Genomic DNA, 14,827 nt, shown 5'->3' with positions numbered 1-14,827 from the left:
ACGGGTGTGACTCAAGGATCGTCACAGTGAAAGCTGTGGCGATCGGTTAACAAGGTGATGGAATGATCCCTGAAATTGCACATTTTTCACTGATTCTAGCAACCGTACTGGCGTTGTTTGGTACCGTCATTCCTGTGCTCGGTGTGGTTAGATCGCGACAGGATTGGCTTCGCTATGCCTGGCCGTTCAGCTATTGCTGTTTCGGGCTGATTGCGCTGTCGACAGTGCTGCTGGGCTGGAGCTTCCTGCTGGATGATTTTTCGGTCAGGTATATAGCACAGCATTCAAACAGCCAACTTCCGATGTTTTTTAAACTGGCTGCTGTCTGGGGTGGGCATGAAGGGTCGTTACTGTTCTGGGTTTTGGCGCTGTCAGGTTGGACAGTCGCTGTTGCCCGCTGTTGCCAAGAACGTGATGAGGACTATTTTGCCCGGGTGCTGGCAATACTGATGTTGCTGGTTTTTATCTTCGGGGTGTTTGTGCTGCTGGCTTCTAACCCGTTTGTAAGAATGATGCCGGCACCGCTGGAAGGGCGTGATCTTAACCCTATGTTGCAGGATATCGGACTGATTCTGCATCCGCCGCTGCTGTACCTGGGGTATGTCGGTTTTGCCGTCAGCTTTGCCTTTGCCACTGCCGCCCTGACAACCCGAGAGTCGGTTACTCAGTGGGCGGCGTGGTGCCGTCCCTGGACGTTGGGCGCCTGGATTTGCCTGACCGCCGGTATCGGGTTGGGCTCATGGTGGGCGTATTACGAACTGGGATGGGGTGGCTGGTGGTTCTGGGATCCGGTTGAAAATGCGTCACTGATGCCATGGCTAACCGGAACGGCGCTGGTTCACGCTCTGCTGATTACGGCTTTCCGGCAAGCTCTGGTGGGTTGGAGTCTGTTGCTCGCCATTTTCACCTTTTCACTTAGTGTGCTGGGCACATTTGTGGTGCGTTCGGGCGTACTGACCTCGGTACATGCGTTTTCGGTCGACCCTGCCAGAGGGCTGGCGCTACTGGCAATTCTGTCACTGATCCTGGTTGTGGCGCTGGTACTGTTTGCCCTTCGGGCAGAACGCTATTTTTTCCCGGCTCAATTTGGTCTCTGCTCGAAAGAAGCCATGGTGTTAATCGGTAATAGCCTGCTGGCTGTGGTGACGCTGACGGTACTGCTAGGTACCTTTTATCCCATGGTGTTTCAGGCACTGGGGCTGGGGAATATCTCGGTGGGTGCGCCTTATTTTAACGCGATGTTTATTCCGCTCAGTTTTCTGGTTTTTACCGTGATGGGGTTCGGAGTGCTGATTCGGTGGCACAAACTCAGTAGTGAAGCTCTTATTGTGCGCGCGTTGGCACCTATGTCAGTCTCGGTGGTGATGGGTGTTGCGCTCTCTGTGCTGTTCGAACACGGTGTCAATCTGACCGTTTGTCTGGCCTTTTCTACGGCCCTTTGGGTCAGCATTACGGCAGTTCAGGCAATGTTATTACGCTTGCGGGCGAGGAAAACCAAACAGCTTAAAGGCGGAGGAATACGCCAGCTCGGCATGGTCATTGCTCATCTTGGGGTGGCCGTCAGCATCATTGGGGCGGTATTAGTCAGTCACTATGAAGAAGAAATCAGTGGCCGAATGGGGCCGGGCGATCTGCTCAGCTTAGGGCACTATCAGTTCATTTATGATGAGACAGCCCTGTTGATTGGTCCTAACTACACTGCGGAGCAGGCCAGAATTCAGGTTCGGAAAAACCATGAACCAGATGCTCAGATACTGGCGGTGATCACACCAGAACGCCGTCATTATTCAGTGCGCACTCAGACAATGAGTGAACCGGGTATCCATGCTTTCTGGCACGGTGATGTGTATATCTCGTTGGGCGAAAAACTAAACCGGACTGATTACGCGGTGCGGATTCAATACAAGCCTTTTATACGTTGGTTATGGTTGGGAGGACTACTAATGATGACAGGGGGGACATTGGCAATTTGCAGTTTTCGCCGTCAACGCGCAGCGCACAGGCAAACGCCGTCTCCGGTTTTCAATCAGACCATTTGTGTCTGGCAGTCTGTATCTGGCGATGAACGCCGCTGACAGAAGTGACAGCCGTCAATGTATCGGGCGGTCGGATATGACATACAGATAGAAAAATTACTGACATTGTGAAGTCATTGTAGTGTGGACGTTATGGCAAAACACAGTCGATATTTACCACTGATCCTGACCTTTACTGTTATCGCTGTCATTGTGGGGGCGATGTTAAAAGGTAAAGAAAGTGCAGGAGTAACAATAGAAAACAAACCTATGCCTGATTTTACGCTGGCATTGCTGGACGCGAAAGGGCGGGCCGATCAAAGGGTATTTCAAGGGCAGCTGAGCCTGCTGAATGTCTGGGCATCCTGGTGCGCGGTGTGCCAGGTTGAACATCAGTTTCTGATGCAACTGGCCACTGATCCTGAGCGTTTGCATGGGGTCAATCTGGTTGGGCTGAATTATCGGGATAATCGGGCCGCTGCCCAACAGGTGCTGGTGCAGGAAGGTAACCCGTACCGTACTGTGCTGTATGATCCAAACGGGCTGCTGGCTCTGGACCTGGGAGTGTACGGCACGCCGGAAAGTTATCTGGTTGATACGGAAGGGGTTATCCGTCATCGCCATATGGGGGCGTTAACGCCGAAGGTCTGGCAGAAAGAGTTCGTGCCGCTGATTACTTCGTTGCGTCAGGCAAGCTATTGAGTCGCTGACACACCATTAGCGACTCAAAATAGCTCCTGCATGGTCATCAAATATGGTGACCCAACGGAGTTAAATACAATGGCAAACGTGCTGTCGTAAATGAATGGATTAAAAAACATGTGGGAAAGTGTGGCAAATGGCATAAAACGACTCTGGATTCGTTTGTTGGGGAAGCCTGCGGTTGCTGAACAGACGCTGTCGGCTGGCGTGTTGATATTGCTGCTCGGGGGACCAATGTTGGCGGCACACCCGGTGATGGCTCAAGAGGCTCCTATATCTGCGGTACAGCAATCGGCATCGACCACAATGACTGCGTCGCTGTCTCAGGCTTTGCCTCAAACTGGAAACGTGGCAGTGTTTACAGCGTCGGATAAAGTGGTGACTGAGGCGGTCGAGACTTTTCGCTTTCGATCGGCAGCAGAGCAAAAACGGGCAATTGCCTTGTCGCGTCAGCTTCGGTGTCCCCAGTGCCAGAATCAGAATCTGATTGAATCTAATTCACCGGTGGCCAAAGACTTACGGCTGAAAGTTTATCAAATGGTCAATGAAGGGCAGAGCGATGAGGCGGTGATTGGGTTTATGACATCGCGTTTTGGCGAGTTTGTCCGATATAAACCGGCGTTGACCCCGCAAACTTATTTACTCTGGGGCGGGCCATTTTTATTACTGGCGGTATTCGGTGGGATTATCATGACCACTATACGGCGTCGCTGAATGACTGCCAGCAAACCTAATTTGGCGGGGCTGAGGGTAACCTCGGCCCCGCTTTTATTTTGCCGTCGCAGTGATCCTGCTTATTGGATTGGGCTAAAACAGTACACAGTCCGTGAAAGGGATGCCTGATTTAAGCCTCTGTTGTTTGGGTTCCTGCAGACTGGGTTCCTGAGTTTTGAGTTCCTGAGGTTTGGGACTGATTATATTGGGTCTCAGTTTTTTGGCTCCCAATCTTATTGTTCTTGGCTGCGCTTTTGGCTGAGTTTGGCAGCAAAATCGCCATCAGTTTACGGCCTAACAGCACCAAACTACATGGCAGAAACCAGCAGGCATGGGCACTGTACAGAGGTAACCACTCGGACAGTAAAGAGTCCAGATTCGCTGGCATCATCTCCAGGATACTCATGGCATCCAGCGTGCCGAAAGCGAAGGCGACAGTGATCACCGCGACATATGTTGCCTGATACTGTTTGTCTGCCGGGTAGAACAGCGCGGCCAAAATCAGTGCGATTGCCACTGGGCAGAGTACCAGAATGGCAGGCAGGCTCAGCGCGAGAATTTGTTCCAGTCCTACATTGGCAATCAGGGCTGTTACCAGCACAACGATGGTGGCGCTACGGCGGAAAGGGACGTTGAACGTCTGCTGATAGTATTCAGTACAAGCATTGGTCAGGCCGACAGTTGTTGTCAGACAAGCCATGATGATAATCGCGGCCAGCAAAAATTGTCCGAAGCCACCGAAGCTGTGCGCGACGTAGCGGCTCAGCAATTCACCACCGTTGGTGACCCCTTCCGCTATCGGGGCGGAGGTTGCGCCAACGTAACCCATGGCCAGATAGCACAATCCCATCAGGAAGGCATAAATCAGAGCCACTTTCAGAGTAATGCGGCGAACGGTAGATGCTGCTGTTACTCCCTTGTTGTTGATGTTTTTGATCACTACCCAGCCAAAGCCAACAGCAGCAATTGCATCCATGGTCATGTAACCCTGAACCAGCCCTTGCGTCAGTGCCAGATCTTCAAACTTGCCGACGGCTGCTTGTGGCGCAGCAAGGGGAGAGGCCACGGCGGTGATGGCCAGCACGCACAGCATCAGAATTAACAGCGGGGTCATGATTTTGCCTATGTAATCCACCAGTTTTCCCGGATGAAAGGCCAGCAGCAGGGTCAGGGCACAGAACAGAACAGAAAAGGTCAGCAGGTGATCACCTGAAAAGAAAGGTTTGATGCCCATTTCGTACGCGACGGTGACCGCGCGCGGCATGCTGAATGCCGGGCCAACGGCTGTCAGCAATGCGACCCAGATCAGTGTGGCCAGCCAGGTTGGTAGTGGCTGAGTCAACTGCTTGCTGTCACTCAGGCGGCCGAACACGATCAGTGTCAGGGCAGGTAAGCCGACGGCGGTGATCAAAAAGCCCGCCATTGCCGGCATCAGCTGTTCACCGGCTTCCAGTCCTAGAAAAGGCGGAAAGATAATGTTCCCGGCACCGAGAAACATGGCGAAGGTCATGAGGCCGAGGGCCATTATGTCATTTGTTTTCATGGACGAATCCTTCTGCATACCAAAGTATTTTGCTTAGGACCGTCAGACAGCTGGGGAAAAATAAGATAGGTGTGCTCATCTTCCGTCAGCCTGGCTGACGGAATGTGCCGCCAGCCTAGATAACGATGACCAGGACGACGACTGCGACGACAGATTGTGTTGCACGTAATACCGCACGCTTGGCTTTCGCCAAGAGCAAATCAGCAGATTTTGCGGGATTAGTGAAAATGTTCAGCATAAAAAGATTTATCAATTATTACGGGCAACGGACACAACATATAAGCAAATTCCGCCTCTGTAAACTGATTCATTGAATTTTTTAAGAATTTCAGGCGAAAAAATCATCACAACTGACTCATTACATGCCGACGAAAACACCGAGAAAGCAGAGCTTGGTGGGCAAATAACCATGTCCAGCTCTGTTGTGGCAGTTATGCATTGGTAGCAGCCATGCATTGATAGCGGGCGTTGAATTGATGGGGCGTTGGGGCCGGTACTTTCTGGTCTTGTGCTCGTTTTTGTTATTGGTCTTGCTGTAAATCGAATATCCAATCAGGACGAGCTGTACGAGAACACCTTTCAATGCAGAGCCGTTTCGGTGAAATGTTTGAGGGAAAAGCGCGATAAAAGCTATCTCTCATCGCGACATTTCCTGCTCAATTACAGTATTTCCTCTTCACTTACGGCCTGTTTTTGGAAAAATTACGCATTTTCGGCAGACGGTGACGCTGTGTTTGTTCTCGATGCCACCATACCGACTACCAGAACAAGCAGGCAAGGCGGCAACCAACTGGCGTGCGCGCTGTACAGCGGCAGGTAGCGCTCCAGCATGGGTTGGACTGATTCCGGCAGCATACCCAGAATACTCAGGGTGTCCAGCCCGCCAAAAACCAGCGTGGTCGCTACCGATGCAAGGTACACCGACTGGCGGTAGTGAGACGACTGGCGCTTAGCACCGGAAAAACACATGGCAGTCAGTACCAGTGTGATGGCCACCGGGCACAGAACCAGAATAACAGGCAAGCTGACGGCAAGGATCTGGTTCAGGCCAAAGTTTGCCACGACACCTGTCAGTACCACAACGATAGTGGCGGTCAGTGCAAACGGGGTGCTAAACGTTTCACGGTAATACTCAGCACAGGCGTTAGTTAGACCAACTGTGGTGGTCAGGCATGCCATGATGATGATTGCCGCCAGCAGGTACTGACCGTAAACACCGAACACCTCTGCGACATACAGGGTCAGAATTTCACCGCCATTGCTGGCTTCGCTGGCCACTGAGGCAGAGGTGGCCCCCACATATGCCATTGCTAGGTAACAAGCCGACATCAGAACGGCGTAGATCAGCGTAACTTTTACCGTGATTCCTGAAAGATGACGGCTGTTACCCCCATTTTTATTAAGGATAGCTTTGATGATGACCCAGCCAAAACCCACGGCCGCAATCGCGTCCATTGTCATGTAACCCTGGATCAAACCTTCTGTAACAGGGCGCATTTCATAACCGGCTGACGCGACTTTCAGGGTATCTAACGGAGCGATCACCGCGCTCGCAGCCAGAGCCAGCAGTAACAGAACCAGTAGAGGAGTCATCACTTTGCCAATGTAATCAACCAGTTTCCCCGGGCGAAAAGCCAATATCAGTGTCAGGGCAACAAAGCCGGCTGAGAACACCATCAGAGAATCTGATTCCACGAAAGGTTTGATTCCCATTTCGTAAGCGACTGTGACAGCGCGGGGCATGCCAAATGCCGGTCCGATGGCAGTGAAAAGCAGTACCCAAAAAGTGATCGCAAGGGGTTTTGGTAATGCTGATGTCAGTTGGTTGCTGTGGCTAAGGTGGCCCAACACAATCAGTGTCAGCGCCGGCAGGCCAACAGCCGTGATCAGAAATCCCAGCATTGCCGGTAGGAATGCTTCTCCTGCCTGTAGTCCGAGAAAAGGCGGGAAGATGATGTTCCCGGCACCCAGAAACATAGCGAAAGTCATCAGGCCGATTGCTAATAAATCATTTCTTTTCAATGGACAAGTCCTCAAATTGACTACTCGGTAGTCAGTGTTTATTGGGACCGTCAGGAAGGCTGAGGAAAAACAGAGAAAGGTTACGGCGATTTCTCCGTCAGCCTGGCTGACGGAGAAAGCCGCCAGCCTAGTTAATAATCACTAGAATAGCGGCAATAATGGCACGTGCTGCAAACGACACAGGAGTAGTCAGCGAAGGCGCGCAATCAAATTGTAATTGTGTGCTGCGAAACATGGCTTAAACCTGGTCGTTAGTATTGAAAACCTCTTCAACATATAAGCAAAAATTTACCGTGTAAATACTTTTCTAGATATTAACGCTAAAAAAACTTTTTTATTTGGTTGTATTCCCTGATGGAATTTTTTTAAGCAGAAATACTTAATCGGCCAGCATGTCGCAAAAAGAGAAGCCAGATAAATAGGTGTCTTGTAAACAGCAGCCTCGTAAACAGAGCACTCTGAAAGGAGTAAGCCGAAAGCAAATGATATCGTTGGCAAGCGCGAAAATGTGGCGCTCTGCGAAGCATGAAGCATCGGGCGGGCTAACTTCTGACATCAAATATATCCCCAGCAGCAGCGCTATAAACACGCTATTTTTGAATATATTACAGTGCTGTTTAACGTATTATGTGCTGCGACAGAGAATTTCTCTCATCATCGTATTACTACTGGAGGAAAGGGTGCTTAAAGCCATTCATCATGCCGCGATTATTTGTTCAGATTATGAATTATCGAAGCATTTTTACAGCCAAGTGCTGGGATTACGGATCATTTCTGAGCAATATCGTGCTGAGCGTGATTCCTACAAGCTGGATTTAGCGTTGCCGGATGGCAGCCAGATTGAGTTATTTTCCTTCCCGTCACCGCCAGCGCGCCCGAGTTTTCCGGAGGCTTGTGGCCTAAGGCATCTTGCCTTTGCCGTCGATTCGGTTGAAGAAGTGGCAGATTACCTGCAAAAGAAAGGTGTGGCAGTAGAGCCCATTCGAACAGATGCAGTGACCGGGAAGCGTTTTACTTTCTTCCAGGATCCGGATGGGCTGCCTTTAGAGCTGTATCAGATTTGAACGGTTGATTCAGCAGAAATGGCTAATGGAATGGCCGGTTATCAGCTGAGAATGCCGGATAGCAGGGCAGCAAATACCAGACTCGCCACTCCGTAAAAGCCAAACTCAATGCGAGACTCTGTAGCACTGGTTTCTTCAGTTGATTTAGCGGTTGCCATAGTAAAAAAAGAACCGCCTGACAGGCCAATCAACAGTACGATAAGGCCGAAAAGCGTACCTTCAATAAGAGATGTCAGATCCATGCTTGTATCCTTTGTGGCACGGTGAAACTGGTGGCGGAATGATACACTTCAATTCCCGTTTCGCAAAGGGATTTAACGATATAAACCTTATCAAAAACAAGGTTTTATAGACGATTTCTGGCAGGAAGCAGGCTGAAAACAGGCCGGAATTAGGCTGTGTCAGTAAGTGCGGTACAGGCGGTAAGTATTGGCTTACCGCCTCAAGCTGGTGATGAAAATCAGCAGGTTGGCATAATTATGGCCTCATGTCCGTGAAACTCAGAATAATGTTTCAACCCATTGGGACACGTTATAGTCCTCATCAGCGACGCAGAGGTAGCGCCATTTGTCAAAAGTCAGGCAAGGATGAGATGTGGAAAAAGCGATCATATCGCCGACTGACAGATCATGCCCTTCGGGAACCTCAACAAAGGTGTGTTGATCCATAATGGCGATGGCCTTTAGCCCATCAATATCAAGAGCATGACCATTACGGTAACCGCGCTCAGGAATAGGCAGCCCGGCATCAAAAGCCACATCGCGCTTACCCATCCCGATCACCGCTTTGCCCGGCTCCGGCCTGGAAATCACGTAAGCCCAAATCTCCAGTGCTGATTCCAGGTCACCGCCTAAATCACAAGCCGCCCCTTGATTGCGTTCCGCGCGTGCCATCACGTTTGCCTGCGCATCCTGATAAATACCGGTATCGTGAATCAGGTAGCAGCCGGGACGGATAATTGCCAGCAGGTGAGGGTGATCAGCGAAGCTCTCGGCGACAACATCGTACCAGGCCGAGCCAGCGCCGGTAATGACAGGCTGGGAGCGAGTAATCAGCTGTCGCTCCGTAAGATGTTCAACGGTGTTTATCGCGCTGGCCAGAAAGGCGCGGATGTCTGCTTCCGCATTGGCCCCGTGGATCACCCCTTCGTACACTTCGATACCACAGAGGATCAGCCCAGGCAGCGAGTGGATGGTTTCGGCCAGTGCGACAACGTCCTGCTCAGAGCGACAGCCACAACGACCGCCAGGCACCCCATACTCGATCAAAACGTGTAACGGTTGCGATCCTTGCTCAAATGCCTGACTGAGCTGGCGGGCATTTTCAGCGGAATCAACACAGCAATAAAACGTGACGGCGTGTTGCTGCTGCAGGCGCCGGACCATTGCAATGTTTGCTTTGCCGACTAACTGGTTGGCCATCAGGATATGCTTGGCACCTGCCTCAACGGCGACTTCAGCTTGTGGCGCGGTAGCCACGGTGATTCCCCATGCCCCGGCTGCCAGTTGTTGCTCAAACAGGGCTGGGGTCATGGTGGTTTTGCCGTGAGGTGCCAGCTGAACCTGATGGTGGCGGGCAAACTGCTGCATCCAGTTCAGGTTGTTAGTCAGTGAGGATTGCCGAAGCACTGCAGCAGGCAGCGAAATCTCTTCGTGAATCAGGCTGTATCGGCCGCTTTCCTTTTCATTTACCCAAATACCTTTAGTACCTACAGGCCATTTTTTGTGATGGCTGTCTTGATATTTACTAACATGCTTTTTATTTGCTTGGTTCATTTATTATTCTCCTAACATAGCTCTCAGGGCTTGTTATTACTGCCTTTTGGCTTGTTGATAATATTTGTGATGTTAGAAACTATCAAACATTATCGAATGATTTGTGCTGTTTCTCACTGTTTTGCGCCCGCCCTGAATCTACCATTTGCTGTGTCGAGAGAGGTGAAAGCCGTGACGATTGAAGTCGATATTGTTTCCAGAATTACTGAACGATTTTCGCAATTACGTGAGGCCGAAAAGAAAGTGGCCATGCTGGTGATGGATGATTTAGCTGCAGCCTCGGGCTACAGCATCAGCCAGCTGGCAGAAGAGGCCGGGGTCAGTGAAGCCACCATTACCCGCTTTGCCAAAGCGGTGGGTTGTAAGAATGTCCGTGATCTGAAACTAAAGCTGGCACAGTCGCTGGCTCTGGGGCAGCGGTTCATTCATGAATCGCCGGATCAGTCCGGTATTCAAGGGGTTTATGAATCGATCAAAAACGTGATCAACATAAATCGTAAAGTTGTGAATGAGCAGGATGTGGCGCAAGCCGTCGAGTTGCTACAGAACGCGCGGCAAATTCTGGCTGTCGGGATGGGGGGCGGTTCCACCATTCTGTCTCAGGAGTTGCAATACCGCCTGTTCCGGCTCGGGTACGCCGTTACGGCTTACAACGACGGATTGCTGGCTCGTATGGTGGCAGCCACTGCCGACAGCAATGATGTGATGGTGGTGATTTCCGCGACCGGCTACACCCCGGAAGTGGTGGAACCGGCTTCAATTGCGAAGCAGTACGGGATGAGCGTCATTGCCATTACAGCCAAGGATTCCCCGTTGGCAGAAGTCAGTGATCTGGTGTTGCCGATAGTGACCAAGGAAACCGATTTTATCTATAAGCCATCGGCTTCACGTTACGCGATGATGGCAATGATTGATGTGCTGTCAACGGAACTGGCACTGAGCCATAAACGCCGGAGCCGTGACAAATTGCGCCGCCTGAAGATGGCGCTGGACAGCCATCGCGGTGGAGAAGACCGCCAGCCTCTCGGCGATTAACCACAACCTCACCGGAACAGTCGGTCGGGTTGTGAAGCTTAGCGAAAGAAAGAAGGAAGTTTCATGCAGTTCGATACCGTATTCCGAAATGTTCAGGTTGTTGACGGCACGGGTGCCGAGCCTTACCACGCTGATGTTGCCATCTCCGGGGATCGTATTGCAGCCATTGGTGACCTGGCGGGATGCCAGGCGACTGTGGTGATTGACGGTGATGGTAAAGCGCTGGCACCGGGCTTTATTGATGTTCACACCCATGACGACACCAACGTGATCCGCTATCCCGACTGTCTCGCCAAAATCAGCCAGGGGGTGACCTCGGTTATTGTTGGCAACTGCGGGATCAGCGCCTCCCCGGCCGTACTGGCAGGCGACCCGCCGGACCCGATGAATTTGCTCGGAAAGCAGGCTGATTTCCAGTATCCGACGTTTACGAACTATGCCCGCGCGGTTGAGCAGGCAGCGCCTGCGGTCAATGTGGCGGCGTTGGTTGGCCATACCACGTTACGCAATAACGAAATGGATGACCTTTACCGTGCGGCGACCCCCCCGGAAATTCAGGCGATGAAAGCACGTCTGCGGGAGGCGATGCAAGCCGGTGCGTTGGGCCTCAGTTCGGGGCTGGCTTATGCCTCTGCCAAACAGGCTCCGACCGAAGAGGTGATGGCGCTGGCGGAAGAATTGGCGGCCTTCGGCGGGATTTATACGACCCACATGCGCACTGAGTTTGAAGAGATTCTGGCTGCAATGGAAGAAGCCTTTGCAACCGGACGTCACGCCCGAGTGCCGGTGGTGATCTCTCACCTTAAATGTGCCGGTGCCGGAAACTGGGGACGAACCGTTGAAGTGCTGAAGTTAATGGAAGCAACCAGCCAGCACCAGGATGTTGCCTGTGATTGTTATCCGTATTCGGCCAGCTCGTCCACGCTGGATCTGAATCAGGTGACGGACGATTTCGACATCTTTATTACCTGGTCAGAAGCGTTACCGGAGCAGGCGGGAAAAACCCTGAAGCAAATTGCTGACGAAATGGCACTGCCGTTATTGGATGCGGCCAAAGCGTTGCAACCGGCCGGTGCGGTTTACCACTGTATGGATGAAGCAGACGTTGAGCGGGTACTGAAATATCGCCTGACCATGGTGGGGTCGGATGGCTTACCGAATGATCCGCATCCGCATCCACGGCTCTGGGGCGCATTTCCCCGGGTGCTGGGTTATTACAGTCGGGAACGCCAGTTATTTTCGCTGGCACAGGCTGTCCACAAAATGACGGGTATGTCGGCAAGACGGTTTGGTCTGGCTGACCGTGGGGAAATACGCGAAGGCGCTTATGCGGATCTGGTGTTGTTTGACCCGAACACCATCATTGATGTGGCGGATTTCGCCCATCCCATTGCGGCAGCCAAAGGCATTGAGCAGGTAATGGTGAATGGCCATACCAGTTATCTGAACGGGGAAGTCAGTCCCCAACGTTGCGGGCGGTTTTTGTACCGTCAGCAGCGCTGAATCTGGCTCTATTTTTGATTCTTGATTCTTAATTCTTGGTCTGGCATGAACCGACGCCGTTTGCAGTTCGATTCGATGACAGACCTGATTTTAGCAACCACATTGGAGTAAGCAATTATGACTATCACACGCTATGGCATTGAAGGCGGTACAGGTACCGGCGGTCAGCACCTGCCATTTGCCCGCGCTACGCAGGCGGGAGGTTTCCTGTACGTCTCCGGCCAGACGCCAATGATTGATGGCGAAGTGGTGGAAGGCGGTATTGTTGAGCAATCGCGTCTGGCAATCCAGAACTGCGTCAACATTATGGACGAAGCCGGTTATGGCCTTGAAGACGTGGTGCACGTGAAGGTTGTCCTGACCGATGCCCGTTATTTCCAGTCATTCAACAAAGTGTTTAAAGAATTCTTTGGCGAGCACCCACCGGCACGTATCTGCATGGTCTGTGATCTGGTGGTCGACGTGAAAGTGGAAGTGGACGTTACCTGCTACCGCGAAGATCGTCGCTAGTTCGAGGAATACCTGGTTCCGGGCGAACACCGTAAACCGCGGGTCGGATGAAGCCTAAGCAAAGTTAGCGCGGAGCAACCCTGAGCGTTCAGCGCTGACTCTGAATATAACCGAAATGCGGTGCGGTTGATAAAACTAACGCCAGGAAAAAAGCCGGGAAAAACGCCAGGAAACTGAAAGAAGGTAAGTCGTTAGTACCTTCTGCAAGATCTGAGGCAACATGGCTCTGAGCGTTTTCCAGAGCAACCGATAAAGAAAAAGGTTGGCAAAGTACCAACCCTTTAAAAAACAAACTGAAATATCAGTAAATCGCGGGGAAGGGAAACCCACGTCCCCAAGCAAATAAAAGCATAAACCAACTGAAGCAATAATCTTCCTTACAATTCATAAAGATAACTGTTCCAGCTGGTATAACGGATTATAAGAGGTATGGAATGAACAGTACACTCTTTCTCACCGGGTTCGGTGCGTATGTGGTTTTTTTAATCTGGCTGGGTTGGTATGTCTCCCGCCATCAGAAATCTGGCGAAGACTTCCTGCTCGGCGGGCGAGGCTTGCCTCTGTTCCTGGTGCTTGGCACCACGGTCGCCACCATGGTCGGGACGGGCTCCAGTATGGGAGCGGTCGGTTTTGGTTATGCAAATGGCTGGGCCGGTACCCTGTACGGGATCGGTGGCGCAGTCGGGATTTTGTTGCTGGCCTACTGGTTTGCCCCGGTTCGTAAACTGAACTTCATGACCATGAGTGAAGAGCTGTCTTACTATGTCGGTGCCAACAAGATCGTGAAAAATGTCGTCGGAATTCTGATTTTTATCGCCTCAATTGGCTGGTTGGGCGCGCACATTCTTGGTGGCGGCATGTACCTGGCATGGATTGCCGACATTGATCTCAATACGGCAAAAATCATTATCGCTGCGGCCTTTACGATTTATGTGGTGATTGGCGGTTATACCGCGGTCGTTTGGACCGATACCATTCAGGCAATCATCCTGTTTGCCGGATTTATCCTGATGGCGGTGTTGTCGGTGCAGCACATTGGTGGGCTTGAAAACCTCTATGCAGCGATGGATCCGGCTGCTGTGAGTGTCCTGGGTATCGAAAAACTGGGGGTGATTCCTGCGTTGTCACTGGCACTGGTTGTCGGGGTCGGGATTCTGGCAACCCCTTCTTTCCGTCAGCGTATTTATTCGGGTAAGGATGTGCAGACCATTCGCCGCTCGTTTACGATGTCTGGCGTACTGTACCTGTTTTTCTCCATTATTCCTGCGGTTATCGGGATGTCAGCCCACGCTATCAACCCGGATCTGAATAATGCCAACTATGCCTTCCCGTACGTTGCCGCCACGGTACTGCCGGTCGCTGTCGGTATGATTGTGCTGATTGCCGGTCTGTCTGCCACTATGTCGAGCGCCAGTTCCGATGCGATTGCCGGGGTGTCTATTCTGCTGCGGGACATCTACATCATGTTTACCGGCAAAGTACCGGGCAAAGACAAAATGGTGACTTACTCACGCTATGCACTGGTGATCTGTATCAGTCTGGCCCTGCTGTTCGCGCTGACGTCAAACGACATCATCGGCTACATCACTAAAATGATCTCGACCGTGATGTCAGGCATGTTTGTCTGCGGCATGCTGGGACGCTTCTGGAGCCGTTACAACTGGCAAGGTGCCTTGGCTACATTGGCTGGCGCGTCAGCGGCTTCTTTCTCTGTCATGCTGAATGCAGACTGGGGAGCGTTCTGGGGTAATCCTGTAATACCGTCGGTATTGACCGCTCTGCTCGTCGGAGTCGGCGTGAGCCTGCTGACACCCGCTAATACTGTCACGAAGGAAGAGGCGAAAGCGTTACTGGATGCCGAACGTGCCGCGATGGAACAGAACCAGGAGCCGGATTTAGAAGGCCGTCCTGTAGAAGCAAAATAATTCTCTAAAACTCGTCAAA

12 protein-coding genes are annotated in these 14,827 nt (G+C 51.7%); 8 read left to right on the top strand and 4 right to left on the bottom strand.

Annotated elements, in window-relative coordinates; translation table 11 throughout:
• The first annotated feature begins 62 nt into the window (after positions 1–62).
• From PGW97_RS10050 to nrfF, 3 genes are all read left to right on the top strand, one after another.
• A complete protein-coding gene (locus tag PGW97_RS10050) occupies positions 63–2,075 on the top strand; it encodes a heme lyase CcmF/NrfE family subunit (protein ID WP_273857240.1) in 2,013 nt (670 codons plus the stop codon).
• A 93-nt stretch (positions 2,076–2,168) separates the two neighbouring features.
• Positions 2,169–2,717 (top strand): DsbE family thiol:disulfide interchange protein, encoded by a 549-nt coding sequence (locus PGW97_RS10045; protein ID WP_217393161.1) that lies wholly within the window; start codon positions 2,169–2,171, stop codon positions 2,715–2,717.
• Positions 2,718–2,834: 117 nt separating this feature from the next.
• The gene (nrfF, locus tag PGW97_RS10040) at positions 2,835–3,431 is read left to right on the top strand and encodes a heme lyase NrfEFG subunit NrfF (protein ID WP_273857239.1); all 597 of its coding nucleotides are present in this window, start codon (positions 2,835–2,837) and stop codon (positions 3,429–3,431) included.
• Positions 3,432–3,561: 130 nt separating this feature from the next.
• Here nrfF and brnQ (PGW97_RS10035) read toward each other — a convergent pair whose 3' ends face one another.
• On the bottom strand, positions 3,562–4,974 hold the full coding sequence (gene brnQ / locus PGW97_RS10035; protein WP_273857238.1) for a branched-chain amino acid transport system II carrier protein: 1,413 nt from the start codon (positions 4,972–4,974) through the stop codon (positions 3,562–3,564).
• 702 nt (positions 4,975–5,676) lie between these two features.
• Entirely contained in the window at positions 5,677–6,996 is a 1,320-nt protein-coding gene (brnQ, locus tag PGW97_RS10030; protein WP_273857237.1) for a branched-chain amino acid transport system II carrier protein, read from the bottom strand.
• A gap of 680 nt (positions 6,997–7,676) precedes the next feature.
• Between brnQ (PGW97_RS10030) and gloA2 the strand changes: the two genes are divergently transcribed.
• Positions 7,677–8,060, top strand: coding sequence for an SMU1112c/YaeR family gloxylase I-like metalloprotein (gene gloA2, locus PGW97_RS10025; protein ID WP_047883471.1), 384 nt, complete (start codon positions 7,677–7,679; stop codon positions 8,058–8,060).
• A 41-nt stretch (positions 8,061–8,101) separates the two neighbouring features.
• On the opposite strand, the gene PGW97_RS10020 is transcribed toward gloA2, so the two are convergent.
• Positions 8,102–8,302, bottom strand: coding sequence for a hypothetical protein (locus PGW97_RS10020; RefSeq protein ID WP_047883472.1), 201 nt, complete (start codon positions 8,300–8,302; stop codon positions 8,102–8,104).
• 258 nt (positions 8,303–8,560) lie between these two features.
• Complete coding sequence (locus PGW97_RS10015; protein WP_273857236.1) at positions 8,561–9,835, bottom strand: amino acid deaminase; 1,275 nt, start codon at positions 9,833–9,835, stop codon at positions 8,561–8,563.
• 171 nt (positions 9,836–10,006) lie between these two features.
• Between PGW97_RS10015 and PGW97_RS10010 the strand changes: the two genes are divergently transcribed.
• The 4 genes from PGW97_RS10010 to PGW97_RS09995 all read left to right on the top strand — a co-directional run bounded on the left by PGW97_RS10010 (position 10,007) and on the right by PGW97_RS09995 (position 14,808).
• Complete coding sequence (locus PGW97_RS10010) at positions 10,007–10,870, top strand: MurR/RpiR family transcriptional regulator (protein WP_047883635.1); 864 nt, start codon at positions 10,007–10,009, stop codon at positions 10,868–10,870.
• A gap of 63 nt (positions 10,871–10,933) precedes the next feature.
• Complete coding sequence (locus PGW97_RS10005) at positions 10,934–12,373, top strand: N-acyl-D-amino-acid deacylase family protein (RefSeq protein WP_273857235.1); 1,440 nt, start codon at positions 10,934–10,936, stop codon at positions 12,371–12,373.
• A 117-nt stretch (positions 12,374–12,490) separates the two neighbouring features.
• Complete coding sequence (locus PGW97_RS10000) at positions 12,491–12,883, top strand: RidA family protein (protein WP_273857234.1); 393 nt, start codon at positions 12,491–12,493, stop codon at positions 12,881–12,883.
• A gap of 434 nt (positions 12,884–13,317) precedes the next feature.
• The gene (locus tag PGW97_RS09995; RefSeq protein ID WP_273857232.1) at positions 13,318–14,808 is read left to right on the top strand and encodes a sodium:solute symporter family protein; all 1,491 of its coding nucleotides are present in this window, start codon (positions 13,318–13,320) and stop codon (positions 14,806–14,808) included.
• The last annotated feature ends 19 nt before the right edge of the window (positions 14,809–14,827 follow it).

Origin of the sequence: Photobacterium sp. GSS17, from assembly GCF_028621875.1 — a bacterium.
GTDB lineage: Bacteria > Pseudomonadota > Gammaproteobacteria > Enterobacterales > Vibrionaceae > Photobacterium > Photobacterium ganghwense.
Note: the sequence above shows the minus strand (reverse complement) of the source record. Positions and strands in the feature narration are given on the sequence as shown.